General features: G+C 69.6%; 16 protein-coding genes and 1 pseudogene. 12 read left to right on the forward strand and 5 right to left on the reverse strand.

What is annotated here, in order from left to right; genetic code table 11:
* Positions 1-143: 143 nt before the first annotated feature.
* Positions 144-8,771 carry a DNRLRE domain-containing protein gene (locus QWU11_RS09255; RefSeq protein WP_290104643.1) on the forward strand — a complete coding sequence of 2,876 codons (8,628 nt, stop codon included), beginning with the start codon at positions 144-146 and terminating at the stop codon, positions 8,769-8,771.
* Positions 8,772-9,079: 308 nt separating this feature from the next.
* Here QWU11_RS09255 and QWU11_RS47270 read toward each other — a convergent pair whose 3' ends face one another.
* The 3 genes from QWU11_RS47270 to QWU11_RS09265 form a co-directional block, all read right to left on the reverse strand.
* Positions 9,080-9,358: an endonuclease domain-containing protein gene (locus QWU11_RS47270; RefSeq protein WP_354670819.1), complete on the reverse strand. Its 279-nt coding sequence runs from the start codon at positions 9,356-9,358 to the stop codon at positions 9,080-9,082.
* A gap of 169 nt (positions 9,359-9,527) precedes the next feature.
* A complete protein-coding gene (locus QWU11_RS09260; protein ID WP_290104644.1) occupies positions 9,528-9,944 on the reverse strand; it encodes a hypothetical protein in 417 nt (138 codons plus the stop codon).
* Positions 9,945-9,983: 39 nt separating this feature from the next.
* Positions 9,984-10,601 (reverse strand): dihydrofolate reductase family protein, encoded by a 618-nt coding sequence (locus QWU11_RS09265; protein ID WP_290104645.1) that lies wholly within the window; start codon positions 10,599-10,601, stop codon positions 9,984-9,986.
* Positions 10,602-10,731: 130 nt separating this feature from the next.
* Here QWU11_RS09265 and QWU11_RS09270 point away from each other — a divergent pair, with 130 nt between their 5' ends.
* Together QWU11_RS09270 and QWU11_RS09275 are read left to right on the forward strand one after the other, a co-directional pair.
* Positions 10,732-11,646 (forward strand): LysR family transcriptional regulator, encoded by a 915-nt coding sequence (locus QWU11_RS09270; RefSeq protein WP_290104646.1) that lies wholly within the window; start codon positions 10,732-10,734, stop codon positions 11,644-11,646.
* Between the two features lie 66 nt (positions 11,647-11,712).
* Positions 11,713-11,811 (forward strand): annotated as a pseudogene (locus QWU11_RS09275) (acyl-CoA thioesterase II); the annotation flags it as partial.
* A gap of 16 nt (positions 11,812-11,827) precedes the next feature.
* Here QWU11_RS09275 and QWU11_RS09280 read toward each other — a convergent pair.
* Complete coding sequence (locus QWU11_RS09280; protein ID WP_290104647.1) at positions 11,828-12,457, reverse strand: TetR/AcrR family transcriptional regulator; 630 nt, start codon at positions 12,455-12,457, stop codon at positions 11,828-11,830.
* Positions 12,458-12,543: 86 nt separating this feature from the next.
* On the opposite strand from QWU11_RS09280, the gene QWU11_RS09285 reads away from it, so the two are divergent.
* The 6 genes from QWU11_RS09285 to QWU11_RS09310 all read left to right on the forward strand — a co-directional run bounded on the left by QWU11_RS09285 (position 12,544) and on the right by QWU11_RS09310 (position 17,250).
* A complete protein-coding gene (locus QWU11_RS09285; RefSeq protein ID WP_290104648.1) occupies positions 12,544-13,431 on the forward strand; it encodes a hypothetical protein in 888 nt (295 codons plus the stop codon).
* Positions 13,428-14,687: a methyltransferase gene (locus QWU11_RS09290; protein ID WP_290104649.1), complete on the forward strand. Its 1,260-nt coding sequence runs from the start codon at positions 13,428-13,430 to the stop codon at positions 14,685-14,687. The genes QWU11_RS09285 and QWU11_RS09290 overlap by 4 nt, the downstream gene beginning before the upstream one ends.
* Before the next feature lie 163 nt (positions 14,688-14,850).
* Complete coding sequence (locus QWU11_RS09295) at positions 14,851-15,495, forward strand: 1-deoxy-D-xylulose-5-phosphate synthase N-terminal domain-containing protein (RefSeq protein ID WP_354670820.1); 645 nt, start codon at positions 14,851-14,853, stop codon at positions 15,493-15,495.
* A complete protein-coding gene (locus QWU11_RS09300) occupies positions 15,492-16,277 on the forward strand; it encodes a TrmH family RNA methyltransferase (RefSeq protein ID WP_290104650.1) in 786 nt (261 codons plus the stop codon). Before QWU11_RS09295 ends, QWU11_RS09300 begins: the two co-directional genes overlap by 4 nt.
* A 497-nt stretch (positions 16,278-16,774) precedes the next feature.
* A complete protein-coding gene (locus tag QWU11_RS09305) occupies positions 16,775-17,044 on the forward strand; it encodes a WhiB family transcriptional regulator (RefSeq protein WP_290104695.1) in 270 nt (89 codons plus the stop codon).
* Positions 17,045-17,088: 44 nt separating this feature from the next.
* Entirely contained in the window at positions 17,089-17,250 is a 162-nt protein-coding gene (locus QWU11_RS09310) for a hypothetical protein (RefSeq protein ID WP_290104651.1), read from the forward strand.
* Positions 17,251-17,658: 408 nt separating this feature from the next.
* Here QWU11_RS09310 and QWU11_RS09315 read toward each other — a convergent pair whose 3' ends face one another.
* A complete protein-coding gene (locus tag QWU11_RS09315) occupies positions 17,659-18,990 on the reverse strand; it encodes an AarF/ABC1/UbiB kinase family protein (RefSeq protein ID WP_290104652.1) in 1,332 nt (443 codons plus the stop codon).
* Positions 18,991-19,272: 282 nt separating this feature from the next.
* Between QWU11_RS09315 and QWU11_RS09320 the strand changes: the two genes are divergently transcribed.
* The 3 genes from QWU11_RS09320 (at position 19,273) to QWU11_RS09330 (ending at position 21,439) form a co-directional block, all read left to right on the forward strand.
* Positions 19,273-20,061, forward strand: a complete 789-nt coding sequence (locus QWU11_RS09320; RefSeq protein ID WP_290104653.1) for an enoyl-CoA hydratase-related protein — start codon at positions 19,273-19,275, stop codon at positions 20,059-20,061.
* Positions 20,062-20,375: 314 nt separating this feature from the next.
* Entirely contained in the window at positions 20,376-20,852 is a 477-nt protein-coding gene (locus QWU11_RS09325) for a YgjP-like metallopeptidase domain-containing protein (RefSeq protein WP_290104696.1), read from the forward strand.
* Positions 20,849-21,439 carry a DUF2064 domain-containing protein gene (locus QWU11_RS09330; RefSeq protein ID WP_290104654.1) on the forward strand — a complete coding sequence of 197 codons (591 nt, stop codon included), beginning with the start codon at positions 20,849-20,851 and terminating at the stop codon, positions 21,437-21,439. The genes QWU11_RS09325 and QWU11_RS09330 overlap by 4 nt, the downstream gene beginning before the upstream one ends.
* Positions 21,440-21,525 lie beyond the last annotated feature (86 nt).

The raw sequence follows: 21,525 nt of genomic DNA on the forward strand, positions 1-21,525 counted from the left end.
CGGTGGTTCTGCTGGTGGGTATGGCGCTGGCGTTCGGGGGATTGCTGGGTGGTGGCGTTCCGGTCCCGCCCTCGTTGACGAGCCGGGCGCATGTGGTGACGCCGAAGCAGCGATCGGGTTCCGCCGCCGGCAGGGCGCATCTGGTGTCCTCGAAGCAGACGACGGCCAGGGGCGACGGGAGGAAGCGGTTGCCGCAGCGGCTGCCGCAGCGGCCGAAGAACGCGCCGCCGGTGGAGCGACCGTTCACCCCCCAGGTGGTCAAGACCGGCGGGAAGCGACCCGCGCCACCGCACCGGGTCGGCTTGATGCCCAAGCGCGGGCCGGTGAAGGTCACCGGGTTCGACGCGAAGCGCAGCGTGGCGGATCCGGGGCAGCGTGGCCGGTTCACCGATCGGTATCGCAACCCCGATGGGACGTGGACGGCGCGGGTCTACACCCGTCCGGTCAACTACCGGGACGCGACGGGCGCGTTCCAGCCGATCGACGCCAGGCTCGTCGATGACGGCCACGGTCAGTGGCGGAACACGGCCGACGGCAGCCGGTTGACGTTCGCCGGGAGAGCCTCCGGGCAGGATCTGGCGACGATGGATCTGGGTCGCGGCAGGCGGTTCGGGTTCGGAGTGGCAGGCGCTGCCACGGTGCCCGGGACGGCCCGGGCCGACACGGTGCGGTACGCCGGTATCGAGCCGGGCACGGATCTGGTCCTGCAGTCGCTGAACGGCGCCAGCATCAAGGAGAAGCTCGTCCTGCGGTCCCCGGGCGGTGCCTCGTCGTGGGAGTTCCCGTTGCGCACCGACGGGCTGGTGCCGCGGCTGGCCGCTGACGGCAGCGTCGAGGTGGTCGACGCGGCCGGTGCGGTGGTGGTGCACATCCCGCACGGCTTCATGGTCGACGCGAAGATCGACCCGCGTTCGGGGGAGGGCGCCCGTTCGCAGGCCGTCGCCTACGGACTGGAGGAGCGCGGCGGCCGATGGGTGCTGAAGGTGACCGCCGACCACGCATGGCTGGCGGATCCGGCGCGAGTGTTCCCGGTGACGGTGGACCCGACGTCGGTGACGAACTTCAGTGACACCTCCGACACCTATGTGCAGACCGGCTACGGGTCGAGCCCGTACACCGAGGACCAGCTGAAGGTCGGCACGTACGACGGGGGCTCTACCAAGGCCGCCACGTATCTGGGATTCTCCCAGGTCGACAACGACCTGAGCCATTCCAAGATCTATGACGTCGACCTGCACCTGATGAACGCGTGGTCGTACTCGTGCAAGGACGAGCCGATCTCGGTGCATCCGGTGACGCAGAGCTGGGGGCAGGCGTCGATCGCGGCCTATCCGGGTCCGTCGTACGGGTACGCGCTGGCGTCGCGGAGTTTCGCGGACGGATGGACCAGCGGCAGCGGCGCGGCCAGCCCGTGTCCGGCCAGATGGGAGGGCATCGATCTGGGTACGGCCGGGGACGCCCTGGTGCAGGGGTGGGTGGACGGCACCAAGGCGAACTACGGGTTGACGGTGCGGGCCTCGACGACGAGCAGCTATGGCTGGAAGAAGTTCTCCAGCAGGGAGACCCCCAACGGCCCGTACATGAGCATCGTCTACAGCCCGTACAACGCCACGTACACGATGGCGGACAACCCGGTGGTGTTCAACCCGCCGGTGCTCAACAACCAGGCCGGCTACGTGCATGTGAAGGTCACCGACAAGGGCCACACCACCTGGACACCGACCAACGGCTACAAGCTGTCCTACGAGGTGTTCGACCAGGCCGGTAACCAGATCAAGCACGTCGCCGCGCAGACGGTGATGCCGGGAAACGTCGCCTACGGGCAGACGGCCACGGTCAACGCGAAGGTCAACGCCCTGCCGCCGGGCACCTGGACGATCAAGTTCGACATGGTCACCAGCGGCGGCGCGTTGTTCTCCGACTGGGGTGTGGCGCGCACGGCGCAGGTGAAGGTGACGGTCCCGGACGTCCCGGCCCGACTCAACGAGATGTCGCCGCACAACAATCTCCAGGTCGGGTCGCTGACCCCGCAGTTGTTCGCGGACGCGGTGAGTGTGGACGCGTGGCCGTCGGCGACGGTGAACTACCAGTTCACGGTGTGCGCGGCACCGTGGATCGACTGGTCGTGGTGTGTGACCTCGCCGTGGCAGCAGACCCCGAAGTGGACGGTGCCAGACACCGATCCGGCAAAACGGCTGGAGTGGGCCAACGAGTACTACTGGACCGTGTCGGTCAACGACGGTGGCGGCACGACCACCAACGGCCCGTGGCATAAGTTCGCAACCGCCGTGCAGCAGCCGGAGATCACCTCCCACCTGGCCGCCACGGCGTCCGGTGGCCAGGAGTTCGACCAGCAGACCGGTAACTTCATCACCACGGCGACGGACGCGAAGGTCGCGGCGGTGGGGACGCCGTTGTCGGTGACCCGCACCTACAACAGCCTCGACCCACGTACGGGCGGGATGTTCGGTGCGGGCTGGACCAGCCGCTACGACATGAAGGTGGTTCCCGACAGCGCCGGTAGCGGCAACGTGGTGGTCACCTACCCGTCCGGGCAGGAGGTCCGGTTCGCCGGCAACGGTGACGGCACCTACGCCCCGCCCATCGGGATGTTCGCGACCCTGGCGGTGAACGGTGGAGGGTGGCGGCTGCGCGACAAGTCCTCCACCACCTACGACTTCGATTCAGCCGGCCGGCTGACGTCCATCACCGATCACCGGGGGCGCGCGCAGAGTCTCGCGTACGGAACGGGCGGCAAGCTGTCGGTGGTCACGGCGACCGGTGGCCGGTCGCTGACGTTCGGGTGGTCGGGCAACCATGTGCAGACCGTGAGCACCGACCCGGTTGACGGGTCGCCGTTGACGTGGACCTACTCCTACAGCGGGGACACCTTGACGAAGGTGTGCCCGCCCACGTCGGCCACGGCGTGCACGAGCTACTCCTACGGGTCGGGCTCGCATTACCGCACTACGGTGCTGGACGACAACCCGGTCGGGTACTGGCGGCTGGGGGAGGCCGCCGGGACCACCGCGAACAGCGAGGCGGCGGCGAATCTCGGCACCGACAAGGGCACGTACGCCGCGGCGACCCTCAACACCGCGGGTGCGGTGGGCGGCACCGGTGACAAGGCGGTGCACCTGGCCGGTGCGGGGAGCGTGCGGCTGCCGGACCGCTATGTCAGCAAGCAGAGCGGCTACCTGGCGGTGGAGGCCTGGTTCAAGACCTCCGGCAAGGGCACGATCCTGGCCTACCAGAACGCGGCCGCCGGGTCGTCGCCCACCAATTTCACCCCGGCGGTCTACGTCGGCGGGGACGGGAGGCTGCGCGGCCAGTTCTGGAACGGGACGGCCACGCCGATCACCTCATCCGGTGTGGTGAACAACGACCAGTGGCATCACGTGGTGCTGTCCGGGCAGGGCGGCAGCCAGACCCTGTACCTGGACGGGTCGGTCGTCGGTTCCCTGGACGGGACGATCGATCACCTGAACCAGCCGTACGTGTATGCGGGATACGGGTGGGCGTCCTCGCACTGGCCGCAGACCGTGACGACAGCGGGCAGCAACTTCTACTTCACCGGCGACATCGACGAGGTGGCGATCTACGACAAGCCGCTCGGCCTGCCGGCGGTGCAGCAGCACTACGCGGCGCGGCTGGCGGCCCAGCAACTGACCCAGGTCACGTTGCCGACCGGCCGGGTGCACGCGATCAACACCTACGACACCGGCCACGACCGGCTGGCCACCCAGACCGACCACAACGGCGGGGCGTGGGCGCTGGGCACCCCGGCGTACTCGGGGACCACCGATGCTCCGGTCAAGACCGTCACCCTGGACACTCCGGCCGGCACTGGCACCATGACCTACCGCTACGACCCGCTGCGGGGCAACCGGATCACTTCGGAGACCGACCAGCTGGGCAAGACGACCACCTACGGGTACGACATCGCCGGACACCTGGCGACGGTCACCGATGCCAACGGCAACGAGACCGCCATGGCCTACGACGAGCGCGGGAACCTGGACTGGCAGCGGAGATGCCGGGACCCCGACACCTGCTACGCCGAGTACTGGAGCTACTACCTCAACTCCGGTGACCCGTTCGATCCCCGTAACGACCAGCTGACCGCCCACCAGGACGGGCGCACCGTGAATCCGTCCGCGAGTCCGTACACCACGACCTGGCAGTACGACACCTATGGGCAGCAGACACAGCAGCAGTGGCCCGGCACCGACGAGTTCCCCGATGGCGTTCACGGGCTCGCCTATGAGTACACCGACGGCACCGAACCCGCCTGGGGCGGCGGCAGCACACCCGCGGGGTTGCTGAAGCGGCAGTCGAACGGGAGCGGCCGGACCACCCACACCTTCACCTACACCTCGGCCGGTGACGTGGCGCGCGACACCGACGCCGCGGGGAAGGCGACCAGCTACACCTACGACGCGCTCGGCCGGGTGCTGACCACGACGGAGACCTCCGACGCCCACCCCGCGGGGGTGACCACCAGCCTGGCCTACGACGGGGAGGACCGGGTCACCACCGAGACCGGGCCCGCCGTGACCAACGAGGTCACCGGGGTCACCCACACCGCGCAGACGCGCTACACCTACGACGACGACGGCAACCGGCTCACCGAGACCCTCGCCGACACCACCGGTGGTGACCCCGGCCGGGTCACCACGTACACCTACGACTCGCACGGACGTCCCGACAGCGTCACCGACCCCGAGAACCACACGCGGTACGCAACCTTCGACACCACCGGCGCACGCACCACCGAGATCGACCCGCTCGGTCACACCTACGCCCTCACCTACACGCCGCGCGGGCAACCGGCCACCCGCACCCTCAAGGGCTGGACCGGCAACCCCGACCATCCGAGCTCGGCCCGGGACCTGGTGGTCGACTCCTACGCCTACGACGACGGCGGCCGCCTCGCCTCCCACACCGACGTGATGGGCCGTACCCTCGCTTACACCTACTACGGCGACGATCTGCTCGCCCAGACCACCGCCCGGGGCGTGACGCTCAACAACGCCTCCACCGGCCGCGACGTGGTGATGGAGTCCGACACCTACGACGGCGCGGGCCACCTGACCACGCAGGTCACCGGGGGCGGGAAGAAACGGGTCGACTACGTCTACGACCAGATCGGCAATCGGGTCGCCCAGGTCGTCGACCCCGACGGGGTGGCCCGGCGCACCGACAACAAACTCGACGCCGACAACAACGTCGTCAAGACCACGCTGACCGATGGCGGCTCGGAGCGCCAGGAGGTCACCTCCTACACCTTCGACGCGCTGCACCGGACGACCGCACGGACCGTGGAGAACGGCGACGAGGATCTCACCACGACGTACACCCGAAACCAGCTCGGAGACATCACCTCGGTGGTAGACCCGCGCGGCAACGCCGCCGGTGCCACGCCCGCCGACCACACCACCACCATGCGATATGACCCGGCGGGCCGGCTCGTCCAGGTCACCCAGCCGCCGGCCCAAGTCGAGCGAAACGGAGCCCCGGCCGTACAGTCCAACCCGACCCTCAAGATCGGGTACGACACCGCCGGCGAACGCACCCAGATCACCGACCCAGAAGGCCGTAAGAAGACCATCGGCTACGACAGGACCGGCCAGACCATCGCTCTGGCGCAGCCGTCCTACACCCCACCCGGTGGCACGGCGTTCACCGCGACCACCACCTTCGCCTACGACGCCGCCGGGCAACTGCTGAGGCAGACCGATCCGCGGGGCGACACCACCAGCTACGCCTACGACGCGCTCGGCAACTCCGTTCACCGCGACGACCCGCGGCTGTCCACCGAGAACAATCCCGGACGCTGGAGCTACGACTACGACACCGCCGGTGAGCCGCTGTCCGAGACCGATCCGATGGGCGCCCGCACCGAGGCGACCTACGACGACCTGGGCCGCCAGATCACCCAGACCACCGTCGAACGCAAACCCTCGGCGGCCGCCTACACCACCGGCCTCACCTACGACGACGCCGGGAACCTCGTCCAGACGGTCAAGCCGGGCGGCGACACCACAGCGCTCACCGTCGACGGAGTGGGGGAGATCACCCAGCAGGTCGACCCGCTGGGCAAGATCTCAACGGCCGAGTACGACCTGGCGGGCCGGTCCGTGAAGGTGACGGATCCGCTGGGCAGGAGCACCGCCGTCGAGCACGACGCCGCCGGCCGTATGACGGCATCAAAAGATCTTGACTCCGATGGTTCGATCCTGCGGACGCGCGTGTTCGGATACGACCCGAGTGGGAACCGCACCAGCGAGACCACACCCGAAGGCAGAACGACCCAGCGGACCTACGATGCCGCAGGCAACCTGACGAAGCTCGTGGAACCGGTGGCGGCCGGTAGCTCGATCACCACGACGTTCGGATACGACGCCGACGGAGGACGCACCCGGCTGACCGACGGACGCGGCAACGCCACGATCACTACCTACAACACCCTCGGCCTGACCGAGTCGGTCATCGAACCGTCCACTCCCGCCCACTACGACCTGGCGAGCCGCACCTGGACCACCTCCTACGATGCGGCCGGTAACCCGGTCAGACAAGACAAGCCGAGCGGGGTCAGCGTCACCCGGGTCTTCGACGAACTCGGCCGCCTGACCCAGGAGAACGGCGCCGGCGCCGGCGCCTCCACCGCGCAGAAGACCTTCGGGTACGACCTGGCCGGCCACCGGCTACGCGTCTCGGCCCCCGGCGCCGACATCCTGACCACCTACAACGACCGCGGCCTGGCGCTGACCACCTCCAGCCCCAACGGCGCCGGCGCCACCTTCGGCTACGACTCCGACGGGCGCCTGACCAGCCGTACGGACGCCGCCGGGGCGGCCTCCTTCACCTGGAACGGCTACGACCAGCTCACGGCCGCCACCGACGACATCACCGGCGACACCGCCACCAGCTCCTACGACGGCGCCGGCCGGCTCACCGGCATCCAGTACGGCACTACCGGGGCACATCGCACCTACACCTACGACGCCCTCAACCGGGTCAAGACCGACACTCTGACCTCGCCCGGTGCCACCACGCTCGCCTCGACCGCCTACACCTACGACAGAGACGACCACATCACCGGCAAGACCACGGCGGGCACGCCCGGTGCGGGCGCCAACTCCTACACCTACGACGATGCCGGACGCCTCACCCAGTGGACGGCCCCGGCGGGCACCGTCACCGACTACAGCTGGGACGCCGCGGGCAACCGCACCAGGGCGGGCACCACCACCTACACCTACGACCAGCGCAACCGGCTGACCTCCGACAGCACCGGAACCACCTACACCTATACCGGTCGCGGCGACCTCAAGACCCAGAGCGACCAACCCGCGAACACCCTCACCTTCGACGCCTACGACCGTCTCATCACTGACAATGGCGTCACCAACACCTACGACGCCCTCGACCGCCTCACCACCCGCACCCAGGCCGGCGTCACCACAAAGGTCAGTTACGCCACCGACCAGAACGACCCCGTCGCGACCACCAACGCCACCATCCAGACCACCTACGGCCGAGGGCCTGACGGCGATCTGCTGTCCGCACGGGTCAACGGCACCCGCGGCCGCGTCCTGACCGACCGGCACGACGATCTCACCGCCACGCTCAACCAGGCGGGCGACGCCCTCACCGGCTCGACGGTGTACGACCCGTTCGGGACACCCACCGGCACCACCGGAACCGTCCCGGACCTCGGCTTCCAGAGCGAGTACACCGACCCCACCACCGGGCGCGTCGACATGAACGCCCGCTGGTACACCCCCGGCACAGGCGACTTCGCAAGCCGCGACGACTGGACCCTCGACCCCGTCCCGTCCATCCAGGCCGACCACTACACGTACGCCAACGGTTCCCCACTCGACAACGTCGACCCCACCGGGCATTCGGCCCGCGGAGACTGCGGCTCCCCAGGCCAGATGAGCCTCGCGAGCTACGGGCTGAGGGGAAACGACTGGAACGGCGCAGGGGGCGACGACTGCCAGGACGCCCAGAACGGTGGCAGCAGTAGTGGCGACGCCCACAATCCCGGTGGTGGCAGTGGCGGCGGCCATCCCTCGTCCGGCGGTGGCGGCGGTGGCGGTGGCGGCGGTGGCGGTGGCGGTGGTGGCGGTCATCACAGCCCAACCCCCAAGCCCTCACCCGAGGACATCCAGCATCAGCAACTCAAGCACGCGCTGAGGCACCCCCAACCCCGTCCGCCGACGGTGAATCCCATCACCCAGGGCCAGGTCGACAAGGGGCGGGACGCCGCGGAGTCCGGGATCCCGGCGGTAGGTTCGCAGAACAACGCGGACCCGGGGACTTCCCCGCCGGTGGTCAGTGTCCCTCCCGACAGCTCGCCCGTGACCGGAACTCCTGCGCCGGGCAACGGAAAGTGTGGGCCAGGTTCAAACGCGAGCCCCGGACTTTCCTGGCCGGATTGGCCGCACCTCAAATGGCCCAGCCTTCGCAGGCCCCGGATTCCGAAAACTCCCGCTCAGATCGGCTGTATGGGCTTGTGCTTGTTGGGGGAGATCGAGAACGACACTGGCTGCGCGGAACTGTGCCTGGCATGCACGGAAATGACCCTTCCTACGAACACGCCGCTCTGGATATTGAGGGCATTTACCTGTTACCGTTGTGCTCTTTGCGCTGGGGAAAAATATCATGACTGCGCCGACAACTGCATTGAAAAGAGAGGAGGTAAGAAGCAGCTTCCTCCGCCGGGCTCGACGGAGCCACCACCGAGCCTGCCGACCCCCTAGCTTTGATCATTCACGGTATGGCCGGCCGGCGGCCCGGGTTCTCCTTTCGCGCTCGCGGGGACGAGTTCGTGCTGGTCAGGTGGTATCCGGGAGAGCGCAGACGCGTTGCCAGGCCCGCGTGATCGCCTCGGCCGGTCACTTCCGGCAAGACGACCTGCGGTGCCCTCTGCGCGGCCAAGCGCTTTCCGGGGCGCGGTGCGATCGGGACGCTCGAACGCCTCCGGCGCCCGCGGCCTGGCGCGGGGCGAGGTAGTGCACCCGCGACGGCGATCTGGTCGTCTCGGTCGTCCAGGACGGCCTGATCCGCGTCAAGGACTCCTGATCTGGTGAAACGCGGCTTCTGATGAAACAGCCGAGCGGTGCCAGATTGATGGAGGCCAGTGTCTATCACACAGCACGCCTCGCACACAGCAGCGGTTGACGGACCTTCCGGGACAGCAGGAATGATCGTGATCTACTGGGTGCCGTAGGTCTCCCTCGGCCCGGTCGTCGGGATAGCGGCAGATCGCGCAGGTTCCCTCCTGGGTCGCTAGCAACTGGTCGCGTTCGTGATCCCATACGTCCGCCGGATTGAATAGCGGTCGCACATAGTCCGCATCGCCGCCCTGGTAGGCCGAAAGGGACCTGATGTTCGCAGGTCATGTGCGATGGCCTCCAGACACAGAGCGAGGGGTTGGACAGACGGCTCAATTCTCACAGGTCAAGCGCCTATGGGCACGGAGAGGCCCTGGCTGAACGACCCGCCGAGGATTCCGCTCAAAGATCTTGATCCGCACATCGTGACAACAGGTCGGAGTCTGGCCCGGTGCGGGCCGTCGCCGGTTCCTCACGGGCCATGGATGAACCGTCTGCTGCCGGGGCGTTCCAGCCCGAGACGAACCATCGGACACGCCCCATGTCCCATGTCCCATGTCCGTGCACGGGTGTGCGTTGACCTACGTTCCAGACGGCGCAGGCCAACGACCAGCCGTCGTCGGCAGCGATGTGAAGGGGATGGTTGACATGGCGCTCGTCCGATGGGCGTGGGACCTCGGGTGGGAGCCGGTAGTCGCCGGACAGGAGGGCGGACAACCGCTCCGCGACCCGCTTGGTGATCTCGTGCTCGTCGCCGGTGCTGCCGACCACGAGTTCCACGTCGTGGACGAAGGTCTGCGGGGCGTCATCAGGTTTCATGGTGATCTCCCCTGAGAGTGCGCGACGCTGCCTTCCGGGTCAGGGCAGCACGCGATAGGTCAGGTGCGTGACCGAGTTCGCTGCTCGCGACTCCACCTGCCGCAGATTCAGTGGCCCGACGCCGTCGAACAGTCGCGTGCCGGCGCCGAGCGTGAGCGGCACGATGTGCAGCCGCAGCTCGTCGATCAGGCCGGCGGCGAGGTACTGGTTGACGGTGGTCGCGCCGCCATGGATGGAGATGGCGCCGTCCCCGACCGCCTCGCGTGCACGTTTCAGCGCGGATTCGATTCCGTCGGTGACGAAGTGGAACGTGGTGCCGCCGTCCATCGGCTGCGGATCGCGCGCGTGGTGAGTGAGCACGAAGACCGGGCCATGGTAGGGCGGATTGTCGCCCCACCAGCCGTTCCACTGCCGGTCCCACTCGCCCCGCACGGGGCCGAACATGTTGCGCCCCATGATGAACGCTTTGGCCGCGGTCCCCCGGTCGAGCTCGACCCGGTTCTCCTCGGCAGCGGCATACCAGGCGTGCAGCTTGTCGCCCCAGCCGTCTCCGCCGTCGTCGCCGAACGGCCGTTGCTCGCTCTGGTTGAGCCCTGCGGAGTATCCGTCGACCGAGATCGTCAGATCGCAGGTCACCCTGCCCAGCCGTGTGGTCATTTGCGCCGTCCTCCTCGTGGCGACCTGCCGTCGCCTTCGCGGTGACCTTCCCGTCACGTGCCAGCATGGAAGCGCCATCACATGACGTCTAATGTCAATTCCGCCGGGAACGCATTAATATTCTTGATCTATGCTCACCCTGACCCACCTCAAGGTTCTGGCCGCGGTGGCCCGACACGGCTCGGTCACCGAAGCGGCAGCGGAGTTGCACTACTCCCAACCGTCGGTGAGTCACCACCTGGCCCGCCTGGAAGCGGCCACCGGCGTCAAACTCGTTCAGCGGATCGGTCGCGGGATCCGGCTGACGCCTGAAGGGCGGTTGCTGGCCGACCGGTCCGCCGAGATCCTGGGCCGAGTCGACGCGGCGACCAACGAGTTGGCCGCCCAGGTCGGCCTGCAGGCCGGGCGGGTCCGGCTGGCCGCCAACGCATCCACACTGAGCACCATCGTGCCCACGGCGGTCGCCGCGTTGGCCCAGGCGCACCCAGGTCTCCAGCTGAGCCTGTTCGACCGCCACCCCGTCGAAGCGCTACGCATGCTGCGGCACGGCGAGATCGACATCGCCCTCGTCTACCGCTACGCCGACGCCCCCGTCGAGGAGGAGGGATTCCGCCTCGAACACCTCGGCGACGATCCGATCTACCTCATCAGCCGGCGACCCGGCGACAGCCTCGCCAACCACCGCCACTCCGCCTGGATCGACGGTTGCGACCGGTGCCAGAACGAACTGAACGCCCTGTGCCGGCACGAGGGCTTCACTCCCCGCATCGCCTCACACAGCGACGACATGGTCGTCGTGCAATCCCTCGTCGCCGCCGGCATCGGCGTCGCCACTCTGCCTGGCCTCGCGCTCCAAGCCCACCGCCGACCCGACATCCACGCCACCGAACTCACCGGCCGCCACCGCCAGATCTACGCCGCCACCTACGGCGACCCACCCGACCCACCCGCTGCGACCGCCGTACTAGCCGCACTCGCCGACGCGACCACGCCGGCAACCTCGACCGCAACGCCGTCGACCACATCCCGCCGAAACAACAGATGATCAGCAAGCAGCGATACAAGCCCATCCGCAAGTCTTGACAATTCCTCCCAGGTCCTCGGCGGGCATCCGAACGCCTCAGGCGCCCGCGGCCTGGCGCGCGGAGAGGTCTTCACCCAGGACGGCGAGTTGGTCGTCTCCGTGGTCCGGGAGGGCCTGATCCGGGTGAGGACTCCTGACCGGCTCACTCCGCCGGAGGCTTGGATTTGCGGCGGGGGAGGCGCATCGTCAGGAGTTTGGCGCGGGGGGCGACGCGGGCGGCCAGGCCGAACAGCGCGTCGGTTCGGGTGCGGTCCGCGTCCAGGTGGGTGAACAGGTTGATCCCCAGGTAGAAGGTGATCGCCGCGTACGCCAGATCGCGTGGTGGCATCAGCTTGGCCAGGGGTGAGCCGCCGATCACCCGGTCCAGGGTCGTCTCGATGAACTCGATCCACGGCTCGGCCCGGACCACGATCTCCTGGCGCAGTTCCGGCCGGGCGATGCCGGCGCCGATCAGCTCCGTGAACAAGGTGATGTGGCCGCCCTCGATGTCGGCCTGGTAGATCGTGGTCGCGACCTCGACCAGGTCCTCGATGGTCGTGGCGCCGGCGACCGCCTCCTGGTGCGCGGCCATCCGCTGCTCCGAGGAGCGGTCGAGGGCGGCCAGCAGCAGCGGGTCGACGCCGTTGAAGTGGTAGAAGATCAGCGCCGAGTTGCAGCCCGCGGCCTTCGCGATCGTGCGGGCGCTCGTGCCCGCGTAGCCCACGGTGCGCAGCGTCTGGGCGGCCGCCTCGATCAGGCGTTCCCGGGTCTCCGTGCTGTTCTGCCCGCTCACGACACTCCCCGGTTGACAACCCGAACACCCTAGTTCATCGTACGGTTTAATCGACCGATTAAATCAGTTGATGAATGAGGTGGCCCATGGTCGTTCCCGACCCCCGGCGGCAGCGGACCGCCCGGCGCACCCTGCTCGGCGTGGTGGCCGCGCTCTTCGTCGCGATGCTCATGTACAAGATCCTCAAGGCCGGGCACCTCGAGCAGACCGCGCTGTTCTACGTCGGGATCCCGGCGCTCATCGCGCTCACGGTCGTGGCGACCGCCCGGCCGCGCTCCACGTTCGGCGCGAACATGGTCACCATCACGATCGGGCTCGCGCTGGCCGGGCCGCTGCTCAACGAGGGCATGGTCTGCCTGGTCGTCGCGGCACCGCTGTTCTACCTGTGCGGCGCGGTCGTGGGCGTGATCGCCGACGCGGTCCGCAAGCACAGGGGCATGCAGGCACTGCTGGTCATCCCGCTGCTGCTCAGCGCCGAGGGCGCGGTGACCTCACTTCCGCGCGGGGGCGAAGTGACGGTCACCCGGAACGCTCCGGCCGGCACCGATCTGGACCGGGCACTGGCGGCCGCGCCGGTGTTCGGTCCGGTTCGGTCGCCGCTGCTGCGGCTCAAGTTCCCCAAGCCCGTACGGGCCGAGGGCTCCGGCCTCGAACCGGGCGCCACCCGGCACATCGACTTCACCCCGCGTAGGTCGCTGGGCATCGGCGCCAGGCCGACGCCCCGCTCGATGGACCTCACGGTCGTCCGGCGCGCCCCCGGCCTCGCGGTGTTCGCGGTCAGCCGCGACACCACGCTCGCCCGGTGGCTCCGGTTCACCGAGGCGGAGTTCCGCTGGCAGGGGACCCGGCTGTCCGTGACCCTCCGGTATCGCAGGACGTTCGATCCCGCCTGGTACTTCGGCCCGGTCCAGCACTACGGCATGCGGGAGGCCGCCGCCTACCTCGCCGAGACCTTCACCGGGAGAGCCGGGTGACGGCGCTGGTCCGCGCGGTCGGCCTCTTCGGCCCGGTCCTCGCCGTCATGGTGATGCTCCGGCACCGTACGCCCGGACGGCGGGAGATCGCCGCGCTGATCCTCGGCTGCGGATGGAACCTGCTGGCGCTCGCCGGGGTCAACGCCGTCGCCCTCCGCGCCGGGTGGTGGTCGTACGCGGCCGAGGGCGGCGTCGTCGCGGGCGTACCGGTCGACCTGCTGCTCGGCTGGGCGGTCCTGTGGGGCGGCGTCGGGGTGCTGGCGCTGCGCCGGTCGTCGCTGTTCCTCGTCGCGGCGCTCGCAGTGTGGTTCGACCTCGCCGTGATGCCTATGGGCGAGCCGGTGGTGCGGCTGGGCGATACGTGGCTGATCGGGGAGACGGCCGCGGTCACCGTCGCCCTGGTGCCCGGGCTGCTGCTGGGCCGGTGGACCGCCGAGGGCCGCCGCCTCATGACGCGGGTGGCGATGCAGGGCGTGCTGGCCATGGGCCTGATGGTCGTCCTGCCGGTCGCTCTGAGCGGGGTGCCCGCCCGTCCCGGCTGGACGCTGGGCCTGGTCGTCCAGCTTTCGACCGTGCCCGCGGCGCTGGTCGCCGCGGCGGTGGGGGAGTTCGCCCGGACGGGAGGGGGGACGCCGCTGCCGTACGACCCGCCGGTCCGCCTGGTGACGTCCGGCCCGTACGCCTATGTCCGCAATCCGATGCAGACCGGGATGACCGCCGCGTACCTGCTCCTGGGCGTCCTCGAGCCGCGGTTCCTCGCCGGCGCCGTCGTGGCCGTCGCGTACGGCGCGGGCCTGGCCGCCTGGCACGAGGACGCCCAGCTGCGCGGGCTGCACGGCGAGGCGTGGACCCGCTACCGGTCGGCCGTCCGGCCCTGGCTGCCGAGGAGACGTCCGCATGCGGGAACACCGGCGGCCGTCGTCTGGATCGCGGGCGGCTGCGACCGTTGCGCCCCGGTCGCCGGCTGGATCGTCAGGCGGGCACCGGTCGCCCTGACCGTACGCGCCGCCGAGAGCCACCCCACCGGCCTGCGGCGGATGACGTACGAGCGATCCGACGGCGTACGCGCCGAGGGCGTCGCCGCCTGGGCGCACGCGGCCGGGCACCTGCACCTCGGCTGGGCGCTGGCCGGCTGGATCCTGCTGCTGCCGGGCCTCCGTCATTTCACCCAACTGTGCGCCGACACCTTCGGCGCGGGCCCGGCCCTCACGCCGGTCGGATCAGCGGCGGGAACCCGGTACCGGCGCCAAGGGTAGCCGGTAACATTCTGCCGGCCATGGCACGGCGAGCCCGCGAGGCGGTTGAGCGCGAGCCCCTGCGGTTCTACGAAAGCGGCCCACTCGGCGCCATCGCGCACATCCGTACGGACCGGTCGGGCCCGCGAGAGTGACCGGACCAATCATGGAGGAGGCCCTCCCCATGGGCATCATGACGTCGATCCGCGGACCGCGGGACCTGAAGGCGCTCGACGGCGACCAGCTGTCCCGGCTGTCGGAGGAGATCAGGGCGTTCCTGGCCGACGCCGCGGCCCGTACCGGCGGACCCCTGGGCCCGAACCTCGGGATGGTCGAACTCACCGTCGCCCTGCACCGGGTCTTCGACGCGCCACGGGACCGGATCGTCTTCGACACCGGCCACCAGAGCCACGTGCACGAGCTGCTGGCCGGGCGTCAGGACCGGAAGAGCGGCCCGTCCCACGACGGCGCCGCGAACCGGCGGACCGCGCTCGGCTGGGCCGACGGCCTCGCCAAGGCCGCCCGTGACCGCTCCCACGTCGTCGCGGTGACCGGCGGCACGGCCTGGGAGGCGCTCGACGGCCTCGCCGGGGACGACCGGCCGCTCGTGATCGTCGTCAACGACGGCGGCGGCTCCTCCCATCCGGTAGGGCAGGACCTGCGATACCTCGGCCCGGTCGACGGCCACGACGTCACCGCCGTCGAGGCCGCGCTACGCCGGGCGAAGGACCTGCCCGGCCCGGTCGTCGTCCACTGCGTCACCGAGAAGGGCCGCGAACGACCCGGCGCCGACGGACACGCGGCGACGCCGCCAGGAGGCCTCTCATGAGCCGGGTCGGCACGCGCAACGCGCGGTTTCAGCAGTGGGAGGCTCTGCTCTCCAACCGGACCAAGCGCAACCGCAGCGGGGAGTTCCTCGTCCAGGGCGTACGGCCGATCACCCTCGCCGCCGAGCACGGCCGGCCGATCCGGGCGCTCCTGTACGCCTCCGGGCGGCGGCTGTCGGACTGGGCCGAGGCCATGCTGCGCGACACCGGTGCCGAGCGGGTCGAGATGGCACCCGAGCTGCTCGCCGAGCTGGCCGGCAAGGACGACGCCGAGCTCGTCGCGGTGGCCGCGCTGCCGCCGGACGACCTGGACCGCATCACGCCCGGCGGCCCGGTGATCGTCTTCGACCGGCCCAGCGACCCCGGCAACATCGGCACCGTCGTACGCTCCGCCGACGCGTTCGGCGCCTCCGGCGTGATCGTGACCGGGCACGCCGCCGACGTCTACGACCCCAAGGCGGTACGCGCCAGCACCGGCTCGCTGTTCGCCGTGCCGGTCGTCCGCGTGTCCTCGCCCGGGGACGTCGTCGCGTGGGCCCGCGCCGCGGACATCCGGATCATCGGCACGGACGAGACCGGAACACACGACATCTTCCGCCGCGATCTGGGCGGTCCGGTGCTGATAGTGATCGGCAACGAGACCCGCGGGATGTCCGCCGCGTGGCTGGCTGCCTGCGACGAGACCGTGCGGATCCCCATCGGCGGGGCGGCCAGTTCGCTCAACGCCGCGGCCGCCGCGACGGTGCTCCTGTACGAGGCCGCGCGACAGCGTGAAGAAAAATAAGAAATCGCAGGTGAAAAATACGTTGCCCACATCGGGGAAGCGATCGTACGCTTCTCGCGAGCACATGACGGACCCCTCCCTCAGAGGGGTCTCCGGACGAGAGAGGCGGTGGCAGTCCTGTGAGTAACGACTTCGGTTCCTCGGCTTGGGCCGCCGCATGCCCGCGTACGGCTGTGCTGTCCCCGCGTCGCGTCACGCTTCTCGGTGCCACGTCCCTCTATGGGCGCGTGCGACCTGATGGCGTGGAAAAGCGGGTGGAGCAGCATGTCTTCGCCAAGTCCGCTGCTGTTCTGAGCAATGCCCAGGTCGAGGACACCGGCATCCGCATGTCGCTGGGTCCGCCCCCCTGGAGACCGCCAGAGTGAGAGCTCTGAGCAGGCCTCCAGGCCGCGGATCCCATACCCGGGAACCGCGGCCTTTTTCTTTGGAGCAACACCGTGTTCGGCAAACACCACACCGAGCCAAACGAGATCGAATCGAGAAAGGGGGTGGAGACCTTGGGCCTCGCACTCACCGCGATCAGCGAGAACCTTGATCTTCCTTGTCGGAACGAGCCCGAGCTTTTCTTCGCCGAGTCGCCCCAGGACGTCGAGCTGGCCAAGGCGCTCTGCGCCGAGTGCCCGATCCGGCGTGCCTGCCTCGCCGGCGCCACCGAGCGCCGCGAGCCGTGGGGTGTCTGGGGTGGAGAGCTCTTCATCCGTGGCGTCGTCGTTCCCCGCAAGCGCCCGCGCGGCCGTCCGCGCAAGAACGCCGAGGTAGCGGCATGACGCCCCGGCCGACCGAGACCGTACACATCGAGAAAGAGCAGCCGATGAGCTTGCTGAGCATAGAACTGTCCCAGGAACGAATACGCGAGGCCGAGCGTGAAGTGGCACGCCGGCGCGGCATGGCCCAGGCGCGGGCCGCGCGCCGGGCCCGGCGTGACGCCGAGCTGACCGCCTCGCGTCTCAGGCGCCTGCTGACCATGCGCTGACGGCCCCCACACAACCGGAACCAGACCAACACGGAAGGAACCCCCGGCACCACACTGCCGGGGGTTCCTGTCGTCTCGGGGACGCCGCCCGCGAGAGACGACGACGAAATCGTGCGTGCGACGCCGCCGGTGGTTGGGATGTCCTGGTCGAGGCAACGCATTGACCAATGTGGCCGCGTTTCGTCCACGCCGGGGCGGTCGATCGGTGATGCTAGGAGTGAGGCCGACAGAGGGGAACACCGGGCATGGTCAGCTGTTCGTCATGTGGAACCACCGCCGAGTCATCGCTCGGCTGGACCACGGATGTGACCGAGCGGGGCCTGCAGCACCTCTGTGACCGCTGCAGCAGGGACAACATCCGGTCGATCGAAGGCCGCCTCGACCCGACCTACTGGTAGCCGCCGAAGATCAGCTGGCGATCTCGTCGGTGGGGTCGTCGCCCGCGAAGCCCGGCACCCAGCGCAGCGCCTCGCCGCGGAACGGTCCCTCCGCCTCGAGCTGGCACAGCACGCCCGTGCCGGCGGCCACCACCCGATGGATCAGTACGTACGACGGCGGAAGGTTGAGCTGCCGTACGACGTTGGTCGGCCGCAGGTCGGTGACCCGGGCGAACTCCTGACGCAGCCACTCGCGCGAGAACTTGAACGTGTCCTCGATCAGCGGTTCGGCGATCGGCACGATGAACGACCGCAGCGACTCGGCGTCGATCTCGACGCCCTCGCGGATGAAGCCCTCCTCGCGCAGGGCCTTCATGATCTGGTCGATGTCCAGCAGCGTGCCGATCCGCATGAGCACGCCGATGCGGCGGTGGAAGCCGCCCGGCAGCCGGTCGACGGCGCCGAAGTCGATGACGCCGAGGCGCCCGTCGTCGAGCAGCCGGTAGTTGCCGGGGTGCGGGTCGGCGTGCAGCATGCCGCACCGCGCGGGGCCGGAGAACAGGAACCGGCAGTAGAGCAGGCCCGCGTGGTCCCGCTGCTCCTGCGTGCCGCCGGAGATGATCGCCGACAGCGGGGTGCCGTCCATCCACTCGGTCACCAGCACGTCGCCGGACTGGTCGATGACCTGCGGGATGAAGAAGTCCGGGTCGTCGGCGTACGCCTCGGCGAAGGCCTGCTGCGACTCCGCCTCGACGGTGTAGTCGAGCTCCTCGCGGACGCGTTCCCGCAGCTCGTCGAGCATCGACTTGGTGTCCAGGCCGGGGGCCAGGGCGGAGAAGAGCCGGCCCAGCCGCGCGAGCTGGTTGAAGTCGCTCAGCAGCGCCTGCCCGGCACCGGGGTACTGCACCTTGACCGCGACGGTACGGCCGTCGTGCCAGACCGCCTTGTGCACCTGGCCGATCGAGGCCGCCGCGGCGGGCCGGTCGTCGAACTCGGCGAACAGCGACCGCCAGTCCTCGCCGAGTCCCTCGGACAGGACCCGGTGCACGGTACGGGCGGGCAGCGGCGGCGCCGCCTCCTGGAGGCGGGTGAGCGTGGCGCGGTACGGGCCGGCGATCTCCGGCGGCAGCGCGGCCTCGAAGATCGACAGCATCTGGCCGAGCTTCATCGCCCCGCCCTTGAGCTCGCCGAGCACCTTGAACAGCTGCTCGGCGGTCCGCTGCTGGATCTCGGCCGCGACGAGTTCGGCCGATTTACCGAACGTACGTTTGCCGACACCGAGCGCCGTCCGTCCGGCGAAGCCGATCGGGAGCGAGGCCAGCTTGGCTGAACGTGTCACGGCACGACGGGGGAGATCGCTCATTCGCCTACCTGCTCGATCGCGCATCCGCGAGGCTGCTGGGGACGTCCGTCCGGTCCGATCACGCCTTCATTGTCCGGGAGAGACGCGACACGTCTATAGCGAGAACCGCCAGATGTTGGGGACATGTCCCTCTGAGCATAAATGACCTGGCCAAACGAGTAAGTGTGTGCTTCCTCACTAGGTCTCCCGAGCGCCCCGGACGCGAGGACATTACCCTCCCGCCATGAGCGAGCGAACAGGCGAGCACGGGCCCACGGTCACACCTCCGGCGAAGGAGAGCGCATGAGCGAACGGCTGCGAGTGGACCGGCGCCCGGAGGGGATCGTCGTGCTCACCCTCGACGACCCCGACCGGCGCAACGCGATGTCGGACACGATGACGGCGGCCTGGCGCGAGGTCGTCGCCGGCCTGCGCGAAGATCCCGAACTGCGCTGCGTGGTCGTGACCGGCGCCGGCAGCGCCTTCTCCTCGGGTGGCGACCTGACCTGGATCGCCGAGCGCGGTGAGGTCGAGGTCGCCCCGCTCCGTGACCACATGCTGGAGTTCTACCGGACCTGGCTGTCGATCCGGGACCTGGAGGTGCCGACCGTCGCCGCGGTCAACGGGGCCGCCGTCGGCGCCGGCCTGTGCCTCGCGCTGGCCTGTGACCTGCGTTACGCCGCCGTCGACGCCAAGCTGGTCGCGCCCTTCACCCGCCTCGGCATCCACCCGGGCATGGCCGCGACCTACCTCCTGCCCGAGGCGGGCGGCCTGCCGCTGGCCCGAGAGATGCTCTTCACCGGCCGGGTGGTGACCGGGGCGCAGGCCGAGCGGTACGGGCTGGTCAACCGGGCGGTGCCCCGCGAGGACGTGCTCGGCGAGGCGCTCGGCGTCGCCGCGGAGATCGCGGCGCGGGCGCCGGTCGCGACGAGGCTGACCAAGGCGGCCCTGGCCGGCGGCGGGCCGCCGAGCCTGGAGGCGGCCCTGCGATGGGAGTCGCTCGCCCAGCCCGTGACCATGGCCTCGGCGGATCTGGCCGAGGGGATCGCCGCCCAGCGGGAGAAACGCGTCCCGAGGTTCACCGGCCGCTGAAGTCCCGACGGGCCGGTCGCCGCCCTTCCCCAGCCGGGCACCGGTCCGTGCACCGACGGTAGGAGCCGGGTCCTCAGGAGCGCAACGAGTCCTGTGGACGAGGCTGGGGACCTAGGTGGGGACGGCGCGGGGTGTCGCTGTGGACAGACTGCGTACAAGGATGTGGATAGCCCTGGGGATGAATCAATTACCCCGGTTCTACCTGCATCGATGCGATCCACCCCCTGTGGAGAAAACAAAGTTTTCGGTACGGTGCTACGGTGCCCCCCACAGGCGAGATTGAAGTCCGTCGCAGCTCACGGCGCCGCCGTACGGTGACCGCGCGCCGCGACGGTGACAAGACGGTCGTGATGATGCCGGCCGGGTTGAGCGCCGCCGAAGAGCAGGAATGGATCGCGACGGTGCTGGAGAGGCTGGCGAGGCGTGAGCAGCGCCGGCACCCGAGTGACGACGTGCTGTTCGACCGTGCCCGTGAGCTGTCGACACGCTATCTCGACGGCCGCGCCGCGCCCCTGAGCGTGCGCTGGGTCAGCAACCAGCGCAGCCGCTGGGGCTCCTGTACGCCCGACGACGGCTCCATCCGGCTGTCCATACAGCTCCGAGGCATGCCCGGCTGGGTCGTCGACTACGTCCTGCTGCACGAGCTGACGCACCTGCTGGAGCCCGGTCACGGGCCCTCGTTCTGGAAACTCGTCAACCGCTACCCCAAGACCGAGCGCGCCCGCGGCTACCTCGAAGGCGTCGCCGCCACCGCCGGTCTGCCCCTGACGGACGGAGAGCCCGTCGCGTGACGGCCCGATTCGTCGCCGTCCTCGCCGGACGCGAGGTCGCGACCCCGCCGGGTGCCGACCCGGCGGAGTTCCGGCTCGCCGTGATCGAGGACACCTATGAGGTCGTCGCCGGCTTGGAGTTCGTCACCCCCGTCCTCGCCCTCACCGACGACGACGATGACGCCGCGTCGATCACCTGGCCGGGCACCGAGATCGTCCGTACGGACGGCCTGCGGGCGCTGCTCGACGCGCTGACCGGCCTCGGCGCCGACCAGGCGGCCGTCGTCGCCCACGACGCCCCGGACCTGCCGCCCCTGCTGCTCGGAAAGCTCTTCCGCGCCCTCGGTGGCGGAGAGGTCGCGATCTGCCCGGCCAAGGACGGCGGCCTCGTCGCCCTGGCCGCCCGGCTGCCGGCCGCGCCGTGGATCGGTGAGATCGACCTCGACACCGAAGACGCCCCGAGCCGGCTGCGCGCCGCCGCCGGGCGCCCCGGCGCCGTACGCTCCGGGCCCGGCTGGCACCGCCTCCGTACGCCCCGGGACCTCACGCGTCTCGACCCTGGCCTCGAGGGCTGGGACAACACCAGAATCCTGCTCGGCGGCGGGTAAATCCGGTAAGGGTTTCCTGACCCAAAGGTCACATTGACGCGCTCTGCAAAGGATTGCAGAGTTTCACTCATTCATCCCGTCAAGGA

It is taken from the genome of Actinomadura sp. DC4, from assembly GCF_030406325.1.
GTDB lineage: Bacteria > Actinomycetota > Actinomycetes > Streptosporangiales > Streptosporangiaceae > Actinoallomurus.

Excerpts from the sequence above, each read along its gene's own strand:
- QWU11_RS09300 (WP_290104650.1), top strand. The coding sequence starts at position 15,492 with ATGAGCCGGGTCGGCACGCGCAACGCGCGGTTTCAGCAGTGGGAGGCT.
- QWU11_RS09295 (WP_354670820.1), top strand. The coding sequence starts at position 14,851 with ATGGGCATCATGACGTCGATCCGCGGACCGCGGGACCTGAAGGCGCTC.
- QWU11_RS09320 (WP_290104653.1), top strand. The coding sequence starts at position 19,273 with ATGAGCGAACGGCTGCGAGTGGACCGGCGCCCGGAGGGGATCGTCGTG.
- QWU11_RS09310 (WP_290104651.1), top strand. The coding sequence starts at position 17,089 with ATGAGCTTGCTGAGCATAGAACTGTCCCAGGAACGAATACGCGAGGCC.
- QWU11_RS09260 (WP_290104644.1), bottom strand. The coding sequence starts at position 9,944 with ATGAAACCTGATGACGCCCCGCAGACCTTCGTCCACGACGTGGAACTC.
- QWU11_RS09265 (WP_290104645.1), bottom strand. The coding sequence starts at position 10,601 with ATGACCACACGGCTGGGCAGGGTGACCTGCGATCTGACGATCTCGGTC.
- QWU11_RS09285 (WP_290104648.1), top strand. The coding sequence starts at position 12,544 with ATGGTCGTTCCCGACCCCCGGCGGCAGCGGACCGCCCGGCGCACCCTG.
- QWU11_RS09270 (WP_290104646.1), top strand. The coding sequence starts at position 10,732 with ATGCTCACCCTGACCCACCTCAAGGTTCTGGCCGCGGTGGCCCGACAC.
- QWU11_RS09315 (WP_290104652.1), bottom strand. The coding sequence starts at position 18,990 with ATGAGCGATCTCCCCCGTCGTGCCGTGACACGTTCAGCCAAGCTGGCC.